Raw genomic sequence first — 20,000 nt, 5'->3', positions numbered from 1 at the left:
ATGTGTATTCATTTGGAAAAATATTTAAAGTCCTCAAAAGAATTAGTCTAGCCTTTTCTATATTATCACTTTTAACGTTCCCTTTTTTAAACATTAAATTTATAAATTCTGATATACTGGCAACTGCTATTTCAATTATTGCTATAGGATTGACTATTATAAATCTAAGTCTCAATCACAAAAAGCTACAATATGAGACCTTTGAAAGAATGATAAAAGGAATGGAAGAATCTTCGGAACTAACAAATAAGGCATTAGAACAAGCAGAAAGTGCACAATCTATGGTTATTAGGTTATTAGATAATGCTGAGGATAAAAAAACAAAGTAAATGTTGTTGACAGAGCTTATATAGGAATAATTTTGTAATTAACGTAAAGACCACTCCGTGATGGGTGGTCTTTATTGTTGTATATAATAGAAGAAATGCATCTATAATTATTGGTTCTTTTATAGGTTTGTCTTTATGTTAAGTTGATACGACAACTTAAATGGGTATTTTGATGATTTAGGAAAGTAGGAAAAACAAACAACTATGATTAGTTGCTGTTAATCAGATATGCAGTAAAATGAGCCTAGCTAAAAAACTAGGCTCATTACATTTATTTGTGCTATTATAAGACACGTTAATAATTTTTGAAGTGTACTATTGAAAGGATGATATATATTATGAGTTACGAGCGTACGAAAACCGTATCTCTAAATACTTTAGGTTGTAAAGTAAATCATTATGAAACAGAAGCAATTTGGCAGTTATTTAAAGAAGATGGCTATGAACGTACGGAGTTTGATCGTCAAGCAGACGTTTATGTCATTAATACATGTACAGTAACAAATACAGGGGATAAAAAATCACGTCAGGTTATCCGTCGAGCTATTCGTCAAAACCCAGACGCTGTTATTTGTGTTACAGGATGTTACGCTCAAACCTCTCCAGCAGAAATTATGGCGATTCCTGGTGTTGACATTGTAGTAGGAACACAGGATCGTACAAAATTACTTGGCTACATAGACCAATATCTTACTGAACGCCAACCAATTAATGCTGTACGCAACATTATGAAAAATCGTGTGTATGAGGAATTAGACGTTCCTGCATTTACAGACCGTACACGCGCATCTTTAAAAATACAAGAAGGCTGTAATAACTTCTGTACGTTTTGTATTATTCCATGGGCACGTGGGTTAATGCGCTCTCGAGACCCTCAAGAAGTATTGAATCAAGCCCAACAATTAGTGGATGCGGGGTACCTTGAAATTGTTCTAACTGGTATTCATACAGGTGGCTATGGACAAGACTTAAAAGATTACAATTTAGCCCAGCTACTACGTGATTTAGAGGCAAATGTGAAAGGCTTAAAACGTCTACGTATTTCTTCGATTGAGGCAAGTCAATTAACAGATGAAGTGATTGAAGTTTTACGTGAATCAAATATCGTTGTTAACCACTTACACATTCCAATCCAATCTGGCTCTGATACAGTTTTAAAACGTATGCGTCGTAAGTATACAATGGAGTTCTTCGGTGAACGCTTAACTAAACTACATGAAGTTTTACCAGACTTGGCTGTCACTTCTGACGTAATCGTAGGTTTCCCAGGAGAAACTGAGGAAGAGTTTATGGAAACATATAACTTTATTCGTGATCATAAGTTTTCTGAATTACACGTATTCCCATTCTCTCCACGTACAGGTACACCAGCCGCGCGTATGGAGGACCAAATTGACGAGAACATTAAAAACGAACGTGTTCACCGATTAATCGCTTTAAATGATCAATTAGCAAAGGAATATGCTTCTCGCTTTGAAGATCAAGTGCTAGAGGTAATTCCTGAAGAATTCGTGCATGATGGAAGCGATGAGGCAGGGCTTTTAACAGGGTATACTGATAATTACTTAAAGGTAGTCTTTGAAGGTCCTGAAAGCCTAATCGGTCAGCTTGTGAAAGTGAAAATTACGCAAGCTGGATATCCTCATTCTAAAGGACAATTTGTTCGTGTATTAGAAACTATAAAATAAAATAGGGTAACTATGACTAAAAACACCGTTCAAACATTGAGGGCACTTGAAAAGTCCAATATACAGTTGAAAGTTCGATTTAATCGAACTTTCAACTGATTTCTTTGATATTAAATCAAGAATCTCTTAATCTTAGTGTGTTTATGGCAATTTATGACATTGTTGTACCGAAGGATAATATGCCGGCAAATAAATGAACTTGTTGATTTCTCTTTTATTTTGGACGAACTGACAAATAAATTTTGTATGCTAGATACTAAATCAATATATATTGATTTAGTAAGTTATGTTGTAATATTTTTTATGATATACACCATATTTGATAAAACACTTTATAGAATTATATTATTAAAGTGACTAACTTAAATATCTACGCTGAAGTATATTGCTTCAACGTGGATATTTTTTTCTTGTATGTAATTAAAATCTTATCGTATAAATCACCTATAGAATGTAAAAGATATTTGACATTAAATTGGAAATAAATTACATTAAAAGTGTCAAATACTTTTTACATTATATGAGTAGGAGTGAGTGGTATGAATATTTTTGTTATTATCTTTCTATGCTTAATTGTAGTCTCAATGAGCATTATTATTTTTACACTGTATTCAATCGCAAAACGACAAGATGAACGTCAGGATTATATTAAATCCAAAGCAATGACTTATACTTTCAGTGTTGTTATTGGGTTTTTAGTCATTGAAATTATTTTAGATATTTACCGCAGTATTACAGGGCAAGCAATCAATCTGGGAATGAGTCCGTATATTTTCTTATTTACAATATGTATTGTGTATCTTGTATCTCTATTATTCTTTTCAAGAAAGTATGCCTAATGAAGAATAATATTAGAGAAATCCGCAAACATTTAAAACTTTCCCAAGATGAGATTGCAAAATATTGTGGTGTTTCAAGACAAACTGTTAATGCTATTGAAAATGCAAAGTATGATCCTACGTTACATTTAGCTTTTAAATTAGCATCTGTTTTACAGGTTACAGTCAATGAACTATTTATTTTTGAAGAAAATTAAAAAGTGGCATTTAAAAAAGCGTATTTTGAAATTAACTTTCAGAAATACACGTTTTTATAACTATATGCAATTTAAGCGAACCATAACAAAATTTTGTCATTTATCGATATGATTGCTCCCCATTAAGTAGACAAAAAATAGAATTTGTTTATCTAATGGGGACTCTGTTTTATGCTAGTTTTCTTAAAGAGTTCCGAGAACTGAGAAACATACACCAATTAGATTGCAAAAACTTGCACATCAAGTGGCTTCCCGCTATCGATATCCAAATTTAATGGGTTTCTGAAATAATTAGAATTTATCTAATTTTGGAAAGAAATTAGACGGCAACGTTAAAAAATGGTATGATTCCAGAGAGGTACGTACAACTTGTTGATAGAAGGAGAGTCTAATAAAAATGGAACAAAATTTCGCACGTATGATTGATCACACATTACTAAAGGCTGAAGCTACAAAAGAGCAAATCGAAAAATTGTGTGCAGAGGCAAAACAATTTAACTTTGCTTCTGTTTGTGTAAATCCAACTTGGGTGAAATATAGCAGCGAGCTTTTACAAGGCTCAGATGTTTTAGTTTGTACAGTAATTGGCTTCCCTTTAGGTGCTAACACGCCAGCTGTTAAAGCGTTCGAAGCGAAAGATGCGATTGCTAACGGTGCAAAAGAGGTAGACATGGTTATCAATATCGGTGCATTAAAGGATAAAAACTATGACCTTGTACAAGCAGATATTGCTGCAGTTGTTGAAGCGACAAAAGGTAGCGCACTTGTAAAAGTAATTATTGAATCTTGCCTTCTAACTGAGGAAGAAAAAGTAAAAGCATGTGAGCTAGCTGTGGCAGCAGGTACTGACTATGTGAAAACATCAACAGGTTTTTCTACTGGAGGCGCGACAGCAGAAGATATTGCCTTAATGCGTAAAACAGTAGGTCCAGATTTAGGTGTAAAAGCTTCTGGCGGTGTACGTAGCTTAGAGGATATGAAAAAGATGGTTGAGGCTGGAGCCACTCGTATTGGAGCAAGCTCTGGTGTTGCTATTATGAACGGATTAATCGCAGATTCAAATTATTAATAGTAATAATTAGTAAATGGTACGGGGCTGTTCATTATGAACTAGCCCCGTTTTCATTGAAAATTTGATAAATGCCTTTCTGGTAGTCTAATAATGGAAAATATTCATTTCCTTAAATCTTTATGTTCACCAAAAATAAAATGGTAACTCCATAATAATTAAACCGCTATACAATTGAAAAATTGAAATTCCTATACATAAAAAATTGAGCAAGTTGATAAATTTCCTTACTATTTTTTGATGATTTAATATCAAAATTTACCTATTAATTGATTGCAATTGTTTCATCCACAATACGCCTCTTTTTAGCCCATAGTAGATGATGTATTATGAAGAGTAATTGCAAAAATGTATAAGGAGTAATATTATAATTTATGGTTCATCATCAAGATTTTTATAAATATAAATATCTTGATGATGAACTTTGTATAAATATGAACCAAATTCTTACATAACTTAGTAACATCGATAACATAGGGTATTGAAGATTGAATGCGAGAATTAACAGGTCAATCAATTACAATTATTTAATCTTAAGTGCCTCTCCGTTTTTAATAATCCTTCGTGTTTTAATCCTTAAAATGGGGGAATATATGATGTTTGGTGATAAAGGTAACGAATTGTATTAAAAAAAGGAGAAACTATCCGTGGAATTCATAAGCAGTTTTATAAGTCAATATGGATATCTAGCTATATTTTTAATCTTATCTTTAGGAATAATTGGCTTACCCATTCCCGATGAGATCTTGATGACGTTTGTGGGATTTTTGTGTCAAGATGGACATTTAAACTTTCTGTTGAGTATTTTCTTAAGCTTTTTAGGTGCATCCACTGGTATGGTATTTAGCTACGCGATTGGAAATAAATTAGGAAAACCATTAATATTAAAATATGGAAAGTGGTTTGGACTCAATAATAGACGATTTACTAAAGTTGAACGGTGGTTTCATCGTTTTGGACCGTGGACAATAATTATAGGATATTTTGTTCCGGGTATTAGACATGTTACAAGTTACATGTCAGGAATAACACAGATGAAGTTTAGTACTTATCTGGCTTTTGCTTGTTTTGGGGCTATGGTATGGGTAATTATTTTTATTTCTATAGGATATTTTCTTGGTGTAACTATATAAGATATTGCAGTGCAATTTTTATTTAAAGCTTGAATGGAACTAAAATGCATAATACAACATACAGCTCGCGTTTTTCAAAATGCGGGCTGTTTTATGTGTATTTTAGATGCTTAGCACTCTGGGGAGGTGATTTCCATCAGATACCAACACTAGTCAGAATAAAAATTTTATCTACCTCATATACTCCACTGATGTAATGGATTATAGAAGGGAGGATACAATGTTTTCGCAATATAAATACTGGAAGCCTTTTATTAGCCAATACGATCCATGTCCACCTATAAGAGTTAAAAGTTTTTCTACACCACCCCAATTATATATGGGTTTTCAACCGCCTGGGCTACCACAATATCAAACCCCTAGGGAAGCTCTCAGATCTGGCACATTATGGCCTCAATTATTTAGCCCCTATCCAAATCCTGAAAAAGGAGGGATGAAGAATGAGTAAAGAGATGCCACCCGAATTTTATAAGCTACTTGAAGAAATACAAGCTATTGATTTTGTAATAGTGGAATTAAATCTTTATTTAGATACTCATCCCCACGATTATGATGCTATTCAGCAATTTAACGAAAACACTGAAATCAGTATGCGACTAAAGGTTGGATTTGAACAGAAATTTGGTCCGCTTATGAATTTTGGGAGAAGTTATTCAAATTATCCTTTTAATTGGGTTGATACACCTTGGCCATGGCAAGTCTAACTCCTTTCAGCAATTGTTTTTGGGTAGCGAAAGTGAAACGTCAGCTACAGATGTTTTAGGAGTTCTTTGTGCAAGCACAAAGCCGATTCTGACGCAATTATGCCGAGGCATAATTGATTATGAGTAATTAGGAGGAATTATTTTTGTGGTACTATGAAAAGAAGCTCCAGTATCCAGTAAGGGTGAGTACATGTAACCCTATGTTGGCGAAGTATTTAATTGAGCAGTATGGTGGTGCAGACGGAGAATTAGCAGCAGCACTTCGCTATATGAATCAGCGCTATACGATTCCCGACAAAGTGGTCGGATTGTTAACTGACATAGCGACAGAGGAATTTTCTCACTTGGAAATGATTGCCACGATGATTTATAAACTGACGAAGGATGCCACTCCAGAGATGTTAAAAGAGGCAGGCCTTGGAGAACATTATGCCAATCATGACAGGGCGTTATTTTATCAAAATGCAGCTGGATCACCGTTCACAGCAACTTATATTCAGGCTAAAGGAGATCCGATCGCTGATTTGTATGAGGATATCGCAGCCGAAGAAAAAGCAAGAGCGACTTATCAGTGGATTATTGATTTATCTGATGACACTGATTTGAATGATAGCTTGAAATTTTTACGTGAACGAGAAATCGTCCATTCTCTACGTTTCAGAGAGGCTGTAGAGATTTTAAAAGACGATAGGGATAACAAGAAAATTTTTTAAAAAATGTCGAAGGCTGTTTCGAGGGGAGAATCACCTTTGGACACAGCCTATTTTAATTTAGCCTTTTTTCTATTCAACATTTGAAAATAAGTAAGATCCTTTCTATGGCCAATCATAACCAGTATATCCCTTTCTTCTATAATCTGATCTGGAGAAGGTAAAATGGTAATATTGCCGTCTCGAACTATGGCAATCACACTGACATTATATTTCGCTCGAATGTCTAAATCTCTTAGATTTTGGCCAGCCATTTTAGGAGGAATCATAATTTCCTCTATACTGTATTCTTTTGACAAGTCAATATAATTTAGCATATTTGGTGAAAGCAGCTGATTGGCTACTCGCTCTCCCATATCTCGTTCAGGATAAATAATCCAATTTGCACCAACCTTGTCTAAAACTTGTCCGTGTCTTTTTCCAAGAGCCTTGACAATTATTTTTTTGATGCCTAGCTCCTTTAATAATGAGACCGCTAAAATACTTGATTGCATATCTATACCTATAGCGACAAATGACACAATCGAAATTTCTGATCCCTATGGAGTTAAGTGCTTTTTCCTCTGTCGTATCAGCAACTACTGCATGTGTCACATAAGGTTCGGCATCTTCGACTCTTTCCTCATTAATATCAATTCCTAAAACTTCGTGCTCAGCTTCAAATAATTTGCGGGCTACACTTACGCCAAACCTACCAAGACCTATAACAGCATATTATTTGATCGTCATTGTACACATCGCTCCTTGATCATAGTTATCCGATCATAATCTTTCCTTTTGGATGGCGGAAGGCCTCTGTTTTTCGACGTTTTGTGATGGCAAAAGCAATTGTTAAGGGGCCCAATCTTCCTGCAAACATTGTCAATATGATAAGAAGACGGCCGCCGGTTGATAGCTCGGGAGTTAACCCCATTGTAAGTCCGGCTGTTCCAAATGCAGAGGTAGCCTCAAATAAATACATCCTAAAACTATGACGTTGTTCAATAAGACTTAAGACAATGATAACAAGGACGACGATCATCATCCCACACATTGTGACTGTCAAAGCTTTTAAAATCGTTTCATTAACAATTCTACGTCTAAAAAGCACTACATCTTCTTTCTCTTTTATTTGAGACCACATCGTAGCAACTAAAACAGCGAAAGTCGTAATTTTAATACCTCCAGCAGTTGATCCAGAACCACCTCCGATGAACATTAGCCAAATTATTAAAAATAATGTTGAATGTGTTAAATCACCAATAGGAAGGGTATGAGAGCCAGAAGTTTTTGGTGTAACTGTTTGGTATAATGAACCAAGAATTTTGCCCCATTCAGATAGTGGCCCAAGTGTTTTACTATTTCCGTATTCAAATAAGAAAATTAAGAGCGTAGAGCCGACTGTTAAAATAAATGTTGTAGTTAAAACAATTTTGGTATGCACTGAAAGTCGTTTTGTTCCGCGGTATTCATATAATTCATTGATAACAATAAATCCTAAGCCCCCGATCGTAATAAGTGCACAAATAGTTAATACGACGAAAGGGTCGTCTACGTATGCTGTTAAGCTCTTAAAGTCACCCATTAAATCAAACCCAGCATTATTAAAATTCGATATGGCGTGAAAAAAAACAAAATAAAAGGCTTTTCCTACAGGCATATCGAACGCAAAACGAATAGATAAAATGAAGCCGCCTAGTAGTTCAATTAATGCCGTAAATAACAGGATCCTTTTAACTAATTTAACTAGACCAGCAATTGTTACGTTATTAAATGCCTCTTTTAACAAAAGTCGTTCTTTTAAAGAAATCTTTTTTCCTAATAACAAAAATAATAATGTCGCAAATGTCATAAAGCCCAATCCGCCAATTTGGATAAGAAAAAGAATGACTAATTCTCCAAATATCGAAAATGTATTACCGGTATCTACAACAACCAGTCCTGTAACACACGTAGCAGAGGTAGCTGTAAATAGAGCATCTAAAAATGAAAGGCCATTACGATCGACTGTTGCAATGGGGAGTGTTAAGAAAAATGTCCCGATTAAAATGATAACGGCAAAGCCTAGTTACAAGTATTTTTGGAGGATTTAATTTATTTATAAATGTTTTCATTTTATTCTCCTCAATGAACTTTTAATGAAAGATTATGTATGTTTATTGTTGTCCAAAGCAGGCTGAAAATTCCTAAGGTAATAAAACCAAAAATTCACCAGATTAATTCACACACTTTCTATTGACCATTTTTAGACAATACGTTATAATTCTTTAGTACACAGCAGATGGTTATTAGCCTAATTGTGTATTGACGTGTGTTCGGAGGGAGGGAAAGAGAGATGTCAAAAACTGTCGTTCGCAAAAACGAATCGCTTGAAGATGCTCTTCGCCGCTTCAAACGTACTGTATCAAAAAGTGGTACAATTCAAGAAGTTAGAAAGCGCGAGTTCTACGAAAAACCTAGCGTAAAACGTAAAAAGAAATCAGAAGCTGCACGTAAACGTAAGTGGTAATTTAATTTCCCATTAAAAATCCCTACGTTCATAACACGCAATTGTATGATTCACTGAGCAGACAAAAATATACCTGAAATTAATCGTATTTCGATTAATTTCAGGTATTTTACATTAAGCTCAAATTTACGTACATATTGGAGAAGCCGAATGTAATCCTTGAGATTCATTCGGTTTTTATGTTATAAACTGATAATATTGTAAAAGCTATAATTATTAAAACTCCACGATTAAAAATTCACTGTATAATAAAATTATTAGGATTTATGAAACTTTTTGCATAGTCAATCGTATATACAGAAGAGAAGCATGTTAGAAGGGAGGGAAAAAGATGCGAAGACGAAGAATCCTCAGTTATTTATTAGTTATTTGGGCGACGTTTTTGTTAGCGTTTCCATTAACGTCTGCTTTTGCAAGTAGTAAGGTCTACCACATACCAATTCATAATGAAGTAGAACGAGGACTTCACGCATTTTTAGAACGAGCTTTTAAAGAGGCGGAAGAAAACTATGCAGAGGCGATTATTTTAGACATTCATACGCCTGGCGGTTTCGTGAATGCAGCAGGGGATATTGCTATGCTTATGGATTCAACAGATATACGTAAGATTGCGTATATTAACAAAGACGCGCATTCTGCAGGTGCCTTTTTAGCCTTACATGCGGATGAAATCTATATGGTGCCAAATGGAACAATCGGGGCGGCTGCAGTTATTGACTCGGCAGGAAATGCAGCAGACTTAAAGGCGCATAGTGCATGGGTTGCTCAAATGGAGGCAGCTGCAGAATCGAAAAACCGCAATCCAAAATATGCACGAGCAATGGCTGATGTATCTGTTGATTTACCAGAATTTCGAGCAGGAGAAGGGAATTTATTAACTTTATCGGCTTCGGAGGCAAAAAAGGTTGGTTATTCTAAGGGGACAGTTTCGAATTTCCAAGATCTTTTAGAAGAAACGCAATTAAAAGGCAGTGACATCGTTCCAGTTGAACCTACTTTTGCCGAAAAACTTGCTCGTTTTATTACGAATCCGATTATCGTTCCGATTTTATTGTCGATTGCAAGCTTGGGACTTGTAGTTGAGCTTTATTCGCCAGGTTTTGGTGTTCCAGGTATAATGGGATTGTCAGCACTTGGATTATTTTTCTTCGGTCATATGGTGGCAGGTTTGGCAGGTTATGAGACATTACTTGTGTTTATTGCAGGCTTAGCGCTTGTTGTAGCGGAGTTTTTTGTCCCCGGAGGTATTGTTGGTATTTTAGGTGGTGTGCTAATATTACTAAGTCTAATACTGGCAGGTGCAAACATGATGCAAATGATTATAGCGATTTTCATTGCGCTTGTTGTAGCGATAATAGGAATGGTGATCCTGATGAAATTTTTCGGTAAAAAATTGCATGTTTTAAACAAGCTAGTCTTGATGGATGCGACAACGACGGAAGAGGGCTATGTATCTAACGTGAATCGCACAGAGCTGCTTGGAAAAGTGGGTACAGCGATTACACCACTTCGTCCGGCAGGTACAATGTTATTTGGAAGTGAGCGCATTGACGTAGTATCAGAAGGTGGCTATGTTGATGTTGGGAAACATGTAGAAGTTATTAAAGTAGAGGGCTCACGTATTGTTGTGAGACAAACAGAAAAAGAGATGGAGGAATAGTAAATGGATTTTGATTTAGCTTTAATAGGTCCAATTGCAGGGCTAGTCTTATTATTCATTGTTGTCGTGGTATTCTTTACCTTTGTACCAGTGGCGCTGTGGATTTCTGCACTTGCTGCAGGTGTCCGAGTTAGTATATTTACATTAATCGGTATGCGTTTACGTCGTGTAATCCCATCACGAATTGTAAACCCATTAATTAAAGCACATAAAGCAGGTTTACCTGTGACGATTAATCAACTTGAAAGTCACTATTTAGCAGGTGGTAATGTAGACCGTGTTGTAAATGCGTTAATCGCGGCGCACCGTGCAAATATTGAATTATCATTTGAACGCTGTGCAGCTATTGACTTAGCGGGTCGTGATGTATTAGAAGCGGTACAAATGTCTGTTAATCCGAAAGTCATTGAAACACCATTTATTGCAGGTGTAGCGATGAACGGGATTGAAGTAAAAGCAAAGGCACGTATTACTGTGCGTGCAAACATCGAACGTTTAGTCGGTGGTGCGGGTGAAGAAACAGTTATTGCCCGTGTAGGTGAAGGGATCGTTTCTACAATTGGTAGCGCTACTAGTCATACGGATGTTCTTGAACATCCAGATATGATTTCTCAAACTGTATTAGCAAAAGGCTTAGATTCTGGTACAGCATTTGAAATCTTATCGATCGATATTGCTGATGTTGATATCGGCAAAAACATCGGTGCTGAATTACAAATTGAACAAGCACAGGCCGATAAAAACATTGCCCAAGCGAAGGCTGAAGAACGTCGTGCAATGGCTGTAGCGAACGAGCAAGAAATGATTGCACGCGTACAAGAGATGAAAGCAAAAGTAGTAGAAGCAGAAGCTGAGGTACCACAGGCAATGGCAGAAGCTCTACGTTCGGGTAATCTTGGTATCATGGATTACATGAACTACCGCAACATTCAAGCAGATACAGCGATGCGAGACTCCATTTCTAAAGTAAGCTCAGATAAATCAGAAACAAATGAACCTAACTAATAAAAAACTGAAAGGAGCGGTACTAATAAATGGAACAATTAATTATATTTGTGATAATTGCCATAGTCAGCTCTATTTTCGGTAAATCAAAAAATAAGAAAGAACAAAAACCAATGCCGACTTTTAATAATAAGGATTCACATGTTGAGCCTCCTGTTATAAAAAAGGCAGAGGTAACTCCACAGCAACGTTCTAAACCACAGAGCTTTGAGGATTTTGCACGTGGATTTTTAGGTGAATGGGAAAATGAACAGCCTAAATTTGAAGAGCCGAAAAAAATTGTCGAAGAAACAGTAAATGAGAAAGTACCAAGCTATGTAGCACCATCTTTAATCCCGACTGAGAAAGTGGGTCGTCCTACGAATAGAGAAAGTATTGGACGTTTGGCAGCGGGGAAAAAAGACGAGCGAGTAGCTCAATCACAATCGGCTTTTCAATTACCAACGTCAAAAAAATCACTTATGCAGGCTATTGTAATGGCAGAAGTTTTAGGCCCTCCAAAAGCAAAAAGAAAATAACTAGCATGTCCTCCTTTTTCGATGCATATATTGCCGAAGAAGGAGGCATTTTTTTATGAGAAAACTATTTCAATTAACGCCACTACTTGAATTATTACAATATGAAACATTAAAAATCATTGGCCCATATCGTTTTCTACATGCTGATGCTTCATCGTGCTCTTTTATCTATGCAGACTATCATATTACTGTGCGTGGAAAATCAGTAGAAATTAATGCTCTTAAAGAAGAAATGCTGCTTCTTTCAGTAGAGGATTTACAGGAGCTTCATTTGAAAATGACAAAGGATATGGGTGTGAGCGATAATGTGGAATAATCGGCCAATTATCATACGTATAAAGCGCCATGAAAATGTTCATCCTTTTATTCAAGCATTGCATGCACAACATGTGCCATTAAAGCGTGTTGTTTTTCGTGAGCAAGAGGTTGCCTTTGAAACAACTATGCATTATCTACCAAAGATTCGCCGTGTGCGTAGTCGTTACCGACTTAAAATGGCTATCTATTATGCAGATGAACTTCAAGTTTTTCGAGCACAGCTTTGGACGTTGCTTGGCCTAGCGTTGATGATATTAATACCATTACTATGTGCGCAGGTTATTTGGCGTATCGATATTAAAGCGGCAACACCGGAGTTAGAGGAACGTCTAGGAGAGACCTTTCAAGATACCTTTCACTTAGAAACACCCATTTCTAAAAAAGACTTACCCTCAGATGCTGTCATTCGTCAGAAGCTATTAGAAGGCCATCGAGATCTTTCGTGGGTGCATATTGAAAAGCATGGTGGACGTGTAATTTTACGACCTCAGGAGTCCCCGAAACAAACTAAACAAACGAATGAAAAGCTAGCGACGCATTTAGTAGCAACAAAAAGTGGTGTTATTACTCACTTTAATATTCAAAATGGTGAACGAAAAATTTCAGTTAACGATACTGCTTACGAAGGTGATGTTCTCGTAAGTGGCGTAATTGAAAGTGGTGAAGATCAAGTGTTTGTTGGGGCAAAGGGAGAGGTTTACGCTGATTATTGGCTTGAATGTTCATTTAAAATTCCAACAAAACTAACGATGGAAACGCTACAACAAAAGCAGTGGCGTGTATTAGTGAAAGGCATCCATCAAGAAAAAGAAAAAGTTGACTATGTGCAAAAGAAAGATTTACCTAATTGGCTCAATCCATATGTTTCAATTGTTGAGGAGCAGTACACAAAAAAAATGCAAGTAGAGCTTGATGAATCCAAAATAGATTCATTGCTCATACCATTGCTTCATGAAAAGGTACTACGTTCATTACCTGCAAAAACGGTTATTAAAAAAGAAAACCTTTTACAGGTAAAGTGGGGGAATGGTACAGTTGAAGGGAAAGTTCTATTTTTAGTCAATGAAAACATTGCCAGTCCAATACAAGGCCTACAAGGAGAATGATTATGTCAGAACATTTAACTGTATTACAAGTGGATAATCCAAACGAAGCGGTTATGCTACTCGGAATTTCCGATGCAAATATGAAATTAATCGAAGAGGCTCTAAAAGTCCACATTATTACACGTGGTGAACAAATTCAGCTTGCAGGTGAAGAGGATGCAAAGGAACAAGCAACATTCCTTTTACATGCTCTTTTAAAGGTCATTCGTAAAGGAATTAATATTGATCAGCGTGATGTAGCAACAGCTATTGAAATGACACAAAAAGGAACGATTGAATATTTTGCAGAACTTTATGATGAAGAAATAGCTCGCACGACGAAAGGAAAACCTATCCGTGCAAAAACAATCGGTCAACGAGAATACATACAAGCAATCCGTCATAAGGACGTTGTTTTTGGTATCGGACCAGCCGGTACTGGGAAAACGTATTTAGCGGTAGTCATGGCAACGCAGGCGCTAAAAAACGGACACGTAAAGCGTATTATTTTAACACGCCCTGCAGTAGAGGCAGGCGAGTCGCTAGGCTTTCTTCCGGGGGATTTGAAGGAAAAGGTAGATCCTTATTTACGCCCTCTTTATGACGCTTTAAACGATATATACGGGACAGAACAAACGCAAAGGCTAATTGAACGGGGTACAATCGAAATTGCACCGTTAGCGTATATGCGCGGCCGTACATTAGACGATGCCTTTGTTATTTTAGATGAGGCTCAAAATACGACACATCAGCAAATGAAAATGTTTTTAACGCGACTAGGCTTTGGCTCAAAAATGGTCATTACCGGCGACAAAACACAAATTGACCTACCAAAAAACACGGAATCTGGATTAATCGTAGCAGAACGAACATTAAAATATGTAAAATCTATACATTTCCAAATTTTAGAACAAGGCGATGTAGTACGTCACCCAATCGTAGCAAAAATCATCCAAGCCTACGAAGAACAGCAACTTTAGAATTGCGCAAAGCGCAATTCTAAAGTCTGCACCGAAAGTGTAGTGAAACGTAACGGCAGGTGCAACAGGTTTAAAAAAAGTCTGCACCGAAACGTAGCGTCAGGTGCAACAGGTTTTAAAAAAAGTCTGCACCGAAAGCGTAATGACGGAAATAAAAGATTTAACAAATAGAAAATGGTTGAAAAATGGAAAAAATTGTGACAGCTATACGATGTGTATAGCTGTTTTTTTACTTTCTTATACATTTTTCGGGAAAAATGTTTTTTGAATTGGTATGATAGTAGGTAGATAGAGGAGGTGCAAGATGGAGAAACAATTAAAAAAAATTACAGAACTTATTGGCTTTCGCTACTTTTTAATTGTCGTTCTCATCTTAACAGGAGCCCTACAATTTACTTTTATGTATGGCAATGTTAAAGGTGTTACATATGATTTTAAACCATTACAGCTAGCGCCTGAAACAGTACGATCTACTAAAACGATAGAAGATACTTATAAAACGCAACAGGAACGAGAAAAAGCAGCGAATGCAGTTGAACCAGTCTATCAATTTTCTGCGGATGTTGCAAAACAGCGAGCTGCGATTGTAACGTCTTTATTTGACTATGTTCTTGAAGTAAAGGCGGATGTTGAGAGTAGTAAAGAACCTATTCCGATTGCCGACCAAGTGACGAAGCTCCGCAAAAAGTTTGAATCCATAGATTCGGAGCAAATGCCAATTATCTTTACAGATTCACAGCTAGAGGGTTTGTTAGTACAAAGTGAAGCGGATTTAAAAAGGACTAGTACGCAACTATCAAAATCTGTGCAGGAATATTTGCAAAAATCCATTCGATCAGAAAATGTGTTTGCGTTTCAAAATGATTTTGAGACAAAAATTCGTGGACAACGAGGCTATCCTGATAAAATATTTAATACGGTAGTTTTAATTGGACGTACGAGTATTATCGAAAACGAGACGATAAACGAGGAACAAACGAAAATTCGAAAGGAACAAGCGAAGGAATCAGTTGAACCAACTCGAATTCTTCAAGGTCAAATCATCGTACAGGAAGGGCAAATTATTGATAATGAGGCGTTTCGTCAATTAGAGCTTCTAGGTATGGTAAGTAATAAGGCATCGATGAAACCGATTGCAGGGCTGATTATTTTAATACTTCTTGAAATGATGTTCATGTTTGTTTTATTTGAACGCTGGGATATAAATGAGCACAAGAAACGTAATGCCCTGTTGGTAACAGTAATTGTTTATAGTTTATCGATCCTGCTGATGAAATTTATTAGCCTTGTCTCAGGCGGCTTCGATGTTACAGTTGCCTTCCTTTTCCCAACAGCTTTGGCCACAATGCTAGTACGGCTATTAGCGGATGACCGTGCTGCCGTTCTTATTACGGTTATGACAGCGGCATCTGCAGGTGTTATTTTCCAAGAAGGTTATTCATCTGTCATGCAGATGGAAATTACACTGTATATAATTTTTGGAGGATTTGCGAGTTTATTCTTTTTACAAAGTATGGAAAAACGTTCGCATATTCTACATACTGTAGGCGTCATAGGGCTCGTAAATATGTTATTTATTGCATTTTATTTACTGATGACACAATCTTCCTACGGCTTATCAGAGTTAGTGTTTTACTTTATCGCGGCAATGATGTCGGCTCTATTATCGGGGGCTCTTACAATGGGTCTCTTGCCATTCTTTGAATCAGCATTTAGCTTATTGTCGTCGTTACGATTAATTGAATTATCGAACCCAAACCATCCATTGCTGAAAAAATTACTAATGGAGGCGCCGGGAACATATCATCATAGTGTAATGGTGGCAAACTTAGCAGAGGCTGCATGTGAGGAAATTGGAGCAGATGGCTTATTGGCGCGTGTAGGATGCTATTATCATGATATTGGCAAAACGAAGCGTCCTGCCTTTTTCATCGAAAATCAAATGTCGGGCATTAACCCACACGATTCATTGTCCCCGGAAAAAAGTGCAGAAATTATAATCGCGCATACAACTGATGGGGCTGAAATGCTAAAACAATATAAGATGCCACAGGAAATTATTGATATTGCTTTGCAGCATCACGGATCTAGTCTGTTAAAATACTTCTACTTTAAAGCGAAGGAAGAAGGAAAATGTTTAGATGATACAACGTACAGATATCCAGGTCCGAAACCACAAACGAAAGAAGCGGCAGTTATTAGTGTTGCAGATAGTGTTGAGGCAGCGGTTCGATCGATGAAGGAACCGAATGCAGAGAAAATTCAAAAGTTGGTACGAGCAATTATTGATGATCGAGTACAAGACAGTCAGTTTGATGAATGCGATATTTCAATAAAAGAGTTAAAATGTATAGAGAGAGTACTTTGTGAAACGTTGAATGGAATTTTCCACTCACGAATTGAATATCCAAAGGCAGATAAGTAGGAGGATCTATGATTTTAACAATTGATTTTACAGATGAAACAAATGAAGTGGCTACTGAACATATGGAGCTTGTTGAAAAGCTTTTGCAGCAAGCTGCGAAACTAGAGAAGATTGAGCCGGAAACGGAAGTGTCAGTGACATTCGTTACAAATGAAGCGATTCAAGAAATAAACCGAGAATATCGTGACAAGGATCAACCGACAGATGTGATCTCGTTTGCCCTGGAGGAATTAGGTGAGGGGGAAATGGAAGTAACATTTGAAGGGATGCCTCGTATCTTAGGAGATATTATTATTTCTACAGATCGTACAAAAGAGCAAGCAGAGGAATATGGGCATACATTTGAGCGAGAATTAGGCTTTTTAGCGGTCCACGGTTTCTTACATTTACTTGGCTATGATCATATGGTGCCAGAAGATGAAAAGGTGATGTTCAGTAAGCAGGATGAGATTTTACAATCTTTTGGCTTAGGACGAGAATAAATGAATGTTCGCAAATTTGTACGCTCTTTTGGGTATGCCTTTAAAGGTATTATTACAGCCTTTACGGAGCAAAATTTTAGATTCCACTTACTAAGTGCAGGAATAGTTTTGATTGCTGGCTATTTTACGGAATTATCACGTATAGAATGGTATATTGTATTGTTATTAATTGCTCTTATGTTTGCACTTGAAATGATTAATACAGCAATTGAACGAGTAGTGGATTTAGCTTCACCTACTATCCATCCGCTTGCTAAGCAGGCTAAAGATCTTGCAGCAGGTGCAGTACTTGTATTTGCGATATTCAGTGCTATAATCGGATTACTCATATTTATACCGAAATGGTTTTGATATTACAAAAAATTAATAATCGGTCATGAAGTAGTAGCAGTTGTGCTGAAGAATAATGATTTAATCAATTACGCCAAGGCGTAATTGATTATGTAGAGGAGAACATTAATGACAATTGATATGCATGCATTACTAGAGGAATCAAAAAAAGCGCGTGAAAAGGCTTATGTACCTTATTCAAAATTTAAAGTTGGCGCGGCGATTTTAACGAAAAATGGAGAGGTCATTCATGGCTGCAATATTGAAAATGCAGGTTATAGTATGACCAATTGTGCTGAGCGTACAGCATTTTTCAAAGCTGTGTCAGAAGGTATTTATGATTTTGAGGCGATTGCTATTGTAGCTGATACGGATGGACCATGTGCGCCATGCGGAGCTTGTCGTCAAGTGATGATGGAATTTTGCGAGCCATCTATGCCTGTATATTTAACAAATTTAAAAGGTGATGTCACGGTAACGTCTGTAGGCGAATTACTACCGTTTGCATTTACAACGGAGGATTTAGAGAATGCTGGAAAATAATAAAGGCTATAAGTCAGGCTTTATCTCCATAATCGGTCGACCAAATGTTGGGAAATCAACGTTTTTAAACCGTGTTATTGGTCAAAAAATTGCGATTATGAGTGATAAACCACAAACAACACGAAATAAAGTACAAGGTGTACTAACATCAAATGATAGTCAAATGATTTTTATCGATACACCAGGAATCCACAAGCCGAAACATAAGCTAGGGGATTTTATGCTAAAGGTTTCTAAAAATACATTGCGTGAAGTGGATGTTATTATGTTCATGGTCAACGCAGAGCAGAAACTTGGAAAGGGTGACGAATTCATCCTTGAAATGCTGGCGGGTAATCCAACCCCTGTCTTCCTGGTAATCAATAAAATCGATCAAATTCATCCCGATGAATTAATAGGGATAATTGAAAGCTACAAAGACCGTTATGACTTTGCGGAAATAGTACCGATTTCAGCATTACAAGGGAATAATGTAGAAGATTTATTAACGACATTAGCGAAATATTTACCAGAGGGTCCACAATATTATCCAGCAGATCAAGTAACGGATCATCCTGAGCGTTTTATTATTTCAGAGTTAATTCGTGAAAAAGTGTTACATTTAACACGTGAAGAAATACCTCATTCCATTGCTGTTGTTATTGATAAAATTCGCCGTGATGAAGAAAATGAAGATAAAATTCGTGTAGCAGCAACGATTATCGTGGAAAGAGATTCGCAAAAAGGGATTGTCATTGGTAAACGTGGCGCGCTATTAAAAGAAGTAGGGATACGTGCAAGAAAAGATATTGAGATGCTTCTTGGTTCAAAAGTGTATTTAGAGCTTTGGGTAAAGGTGCAAAAGGATTGGCGAAATAAATCAACACATTTACGTGACTTCGGTTTCCGTGATGATGAATATTAATAGGGTCTGCTGTTAAGCTACTAAACATCTTTACAACATTCCTATTTGTCGCTGTAGTTTTAAATGGAGCTGTCCAATAATTTATTGGAGAGCTCTATTTTCACTTCTTTCAGCAGGTGTTTTTTGTACCGAAAGCGTAGCGGCAGGTACAGGTGTTTTTTGTACCGAAAGCAAAGCGGCAGGTACAGATGTTTTTTGTAGCGAAAGCAAAGCGTCAGCTACAGGTGTTTGGACGCCCGCTGAAATAGAGGAACTCAGTCTAAGAACGCCACGTCCTGTGGCAATTTATCTGTGCGAAAGCGAAGCGACAGCAACACGGTTTTATCTGTGCGAAAGCGAAGCGACAGCAACAACACACGACTGAGTGACCAACATCGTGTTGGCCTAAGCCTCCGGCGGATGTCACGGAATCGGAAAGGAGTTCTTAAGGGATGTTAGCCTAAAATCATCGCATCCATGCGATAACGGCTAACTGACCTGCATCGGTAAAAACACCACGTCCTGTGGCATTACCGAAATGACCGACATCGTGTCGGCCCTCGTGCAGGCCTAAGCACAAAGCCGATTCCGGACGCATTGTTTATCTGCGCGAA

At 37.0% G+C, this 20,000-nt stretch carries 22 protein-coding genes and 3 pseudogenes; 23 read left to right on the top strand and 2 right to left on the bottom strand.

Features of this window, described 5'->3' with window-relative positions; translation table 11 throughout:
* The 10 genes and pseudogenes from ACFCYJ_RS23610 to ACFCYJ_RS23565 all read left to right on the top strand — a co-directional run.
* Positions 1–329, top strand: a 329-nt coding sequence (locus ACFCYJ_RS23610) for a hypothetical protein (protein WP_376077777.1), incomplete at its 5' end; no start/stop codon positions are given.
* Positions 330–667: 338 nt separating this feature from the next.
* Positions 668–2,017 carry a tRNA (N(6)-L-threonylcarbamoyladenosine(37)-C(2))-methylthiotransferase MtaB gene (gene mtaB / locus ACFCYJ_RS23605; protein WP_376077775.1) on the top strand — a complete coding sequence of 450 codons (1,350 nt, stop codon included), beginning with the start codon at positions 668–670 and terminating at the stop codon, positions 2,015–2,017.
* 104 nt (positions 2,018–2,121) lie between these two features.
* Positions 2,122–2,266: pseudogene (locus tag ACFCYJ_RS23600) on the top strand (IS5/IS1182 family transposase); the annotation flags it as partial.
* Positions 2,267–2,556: 290 nt separating this feature from the next.
* Positions 2,557–2,856: a hypothetical protein gene (locus tag ACFCYJ_RS23595; protein ID WP_376077772.1), complete on the top strand. Its 300-nt coding sequence runs from the start codon at positions 2,557–2,559 to the stop codon at positions 2,854–2,856.
* The gene (locus ACFCYJ_RS23590) at positions 2,856–3,053 is read left to right on the top strand and encodes a helix-turn-helix transcriptional regulator (RefSeq protein ID WP_376077771.1); all 198 of its coding nucleotides are present in this window, start codon (positions 2,856–2,858) and stop codon (positions 3,051–3,053) included. The genes ACFCYJ_RS23595 and ACFCYJ_RS23590 overlap by 1 nt, the downstream gene beginning before the upstream one ends.
* A gap of 397 nt (positions 3,054–3,450) precedes the next feature.
* Positions 3,451–4,122, top strand: a complete 672-nt coding sequence (gene deoC / locus ACFCYJ_RS23585) for a deoxyribose-phosphate aldolase (RefSeq protein WP_376077768.1) — start codon at positions 3,451–3,453, stop codon at positions 4,120–4,122.
* 647 nt (positions 4,123–4,769) lie between these two features.
* The gene (locus tag ACFCYJ_RS23580) at positions 4,770–5,255 is read left to right on the top strand and encodes a DedA family protein (protein ID WP_376077765.1); all 486 of its coding nucleotides are present in this window, start codon (positions 4,770–4,772) and stop codon (positions 5,253–5,255) included.
* 196 nt (positions 5,256–5,451) lie between these two features.
* Positions 5,452–5,703 (top strand): spore coat associated protein CotJA, encoded by a 252-nt coding sequence (locus ACFCYJ_RS23575; protein WP_483869492.1) that lies wholly within the window; start codon positions 5,452–5,454, stop codon positions 5,701–5,703.
* Positions 5,696–5,959, top strand: a complete 264-nt coding sequence (locus ACFCYJ_RS23570; RefSeq protein ID WP_376077759.1) for a spore coat protein CotJB — start codon at positions 5,696–5,698, stop codon at positions 5,957–5,959. The genes ACFCYJ_RS23575 and ACFCYJ_RS23570 overlap by 8 nt, the downstream gene beginning before the upstream one ends.
* Before the next feature lie 143 nt (positions 5,960–6,102).
* Positions 6,103–6,672 carry a manganese catalase family protein gene (locus ACFCYJ_RS23565; protein WP_376077757.1) on the top strand — a complete coding sequence of 190 codons (570 nt, stop codon included), beginning with the start codon at positions 6,103–6,105 and terminating at the stop codon, positions 6,670–6,672.
* A 47-nt stretch (positions 6,673–6,719) separates the two neighbouring features.
* On the opposite strand, the pseudogene ACFCYJ_RS23560 reads toward ACFCYJ_RS23565, so the two are convergent.
* Both ACFCYJ_RS23560 and ACFCYJ_RS23555 read right to left on the bottom strand, forming a co-directional pair.
* Positions 6,720–7,374: pseudogene (locus ACFCYJ_RS23560) on the bottom strand (potassium channel family protein).
* A gap of 49 nt (positions 7,375–7,423) precedes the next feature.
* A pseudogene (locus tag ACFCYJ_RS23555) lies at positions 7,424–8,762 on the bottom strand (TrkH family potassium uptake protein).
* Positions 8,763–8,983: 221 nt separating this feature from the next.
* On the opposite strand from ACFCYJ_RS23555, the gene rpsU reads away from it, so the two are divergent.
* The 13 genes from rpsU (at position 8,984) to ACFCYJ_RS23490 (ending at position 19,845) form a co-directional block, all read left to right on the top strand.
* Entirely contained in the window at positions 8,984–9,157 is a 174-nt protein-coding gene (gene rpsU / locus ACFCYJ_RS23550; protein WP_004227078.1) for a 30S ribosomal protein S21, read from the top strand.
* Positions 9,158–9,488: 331 nt separating this feature from the next.
* Positions 9,489–10,817, top strand: coding sequence for an NfeD family protein (locus ACFCYJ_RS23545; RefSeq protein WP_376077754.1), 1,329 nt, complete (start codon positions 9,489–9,491; stop codon positions 10,815–10,817).
* Positions 10,818–10,820: 3 nt separating this feature from the next.
* The gene (gene floA, locus ACFCYJ_RS23540; protein WP_376077752.1) at positions 10,821–11,822 is read left to right on the top strand and encodes a flotillin-like protein FloA; all 1,002 of its coding nucleotides are present in this window, start codon (positions 10,821–10,823) and stop codon (positions 11,820–11,822) included.
* A 29-nt stretch (positions 11,823–11,851) separates the two neighbouring features.
* On the top strand, positions 11,852–12,340 hold the full coding sequence (locus tag ACFCYJ_RS23535; protein WP_376077750.1) for a hypothetical protein: 489 nt from the start codon (positions 11,852–11,854) through the stop codon (positions 12,338–12,340).
* 55 nt (positions 12,341–12,395) lie between these two features.
* Positions 12,396–12,656 (top strand): hypothetical protein, encoded by a 261-nt coding sequence (locus ACFCYJ_RS23530; RefSeq protein ID WP_376077749.1) that lies wholly within the window; start codon positions 12,396–12,398, stop codon positions 12,654–12,656.
* Positions 12,646–13,764: a sporulation protein YqfD gene (locus ACFCYJ_RS23525; protein ID WP_376077746.1), complete on the top strand. Its 1,119-nt coding sequence runs from the start codon at positions 12,646–12,648 to the stop codon at positions 13,762–13,764. Before ACFCYJ_RS23530 ends, ACFCYJ_RS23525 begins: the two co-directional genes overlap by 11 nt.
* A gap of 2 nt (positions 13,765–13,766) precedes the next feature.
* Positions 13,767–14,723, top strand: coding sequence for a PhoH family protein (locus tag ACFCYJ_RS23520; RefSeq protein WP_323647261.1), 957 nt, complete (start codon positions 13,767–13,769; stop codon positions 14,721–14,723).
* 304 nt (positions 14,724–15,027) lie between these two features.
* On the top strand, positions 15,028–17,148 hold the full coding sequence (locus ACFCYJ_RS23515; protein WP_376077743.1) for an HD family phosphohydrolase: 2,121 nt from the start codon (positions 15,028–15,030) through the stop codon (positions 17,146–17,148).
* 8 nt (positions 17,149–17,156) lie between these two features.
* Positions 17,157–17,630, top strand: a complete 474-nt coding sequence (gene ybeY / locus ACFCYJ_RS23510) for an rRNA maturation RNase YbeY (protein ID WP_376077740.1) — start codon at positions 17,157–17,159, stop codon at positions 17,628–17,630.
* Positions 17,631–17,981: a diacylglycerol kinase family protein gene (locus ACFCYJ_RS23505; protein ID WP_376077737.1), complete on the top strand. Its 351-nt coding sequence runs from the start codon at positions 17,631–17,633 to the stop codon at positions 17,979–17,981.
* Positions 17,982–18,089: 108 nt separating this feature from the next.
* Positions 18,090–18,503: a cytidine deaminase gene (locus ACFCYJ_RS23500; protein ID WP_249073509.1), complete on the top strand. Its 414-nt coding sequence runs from the start codon at positions 18,090–18,092 to the stop codon at positions 18,501–18,503.
* Positions 18,490–19,407 carry a GTPase Era gene (gene era, locus ACFCYJ_RS23495; protein WP_376077735.1) on the top strand — a complete coding sequence of 306 codons (918 nt, stop codon included), beginning with the start codon at positions 18,490–18,492 and terminating at the stop codon, positions 19,405–19,407. The genes ACFCYJ_RS23500 and era overlap by 14 nt, the downstream gene beginning before the upstream one ends.
* A gap of 291 nt (positions 19,408–19,698) precedes the next feature.
* Positions 19,699–19,845, top strand: a complete 147-nt coding sequence (locus ACFCYJ_RS23490) for a hypothetical protein (RefSeq protein ID WP_376077732.1) — start codon at positions 19,699–19,701, stop codon at positions 19,843–19,845.
* Positions 19,846–20,000 lie beyond the last annotated feature (155 nt).

The organism is Lysinibacillus sp. NPDC056232 (assembly GCF_042267565.1).
Classification (GTDB): Bacteria; Bacillota; Bacilli; order Bacillales_A; family Planococcaceae; genus Lysinibacillus.
Note: the sequence above shows the minus strand (reverse complement) of the source record. Positions and strands in the feature narration are given on the sequence as shown.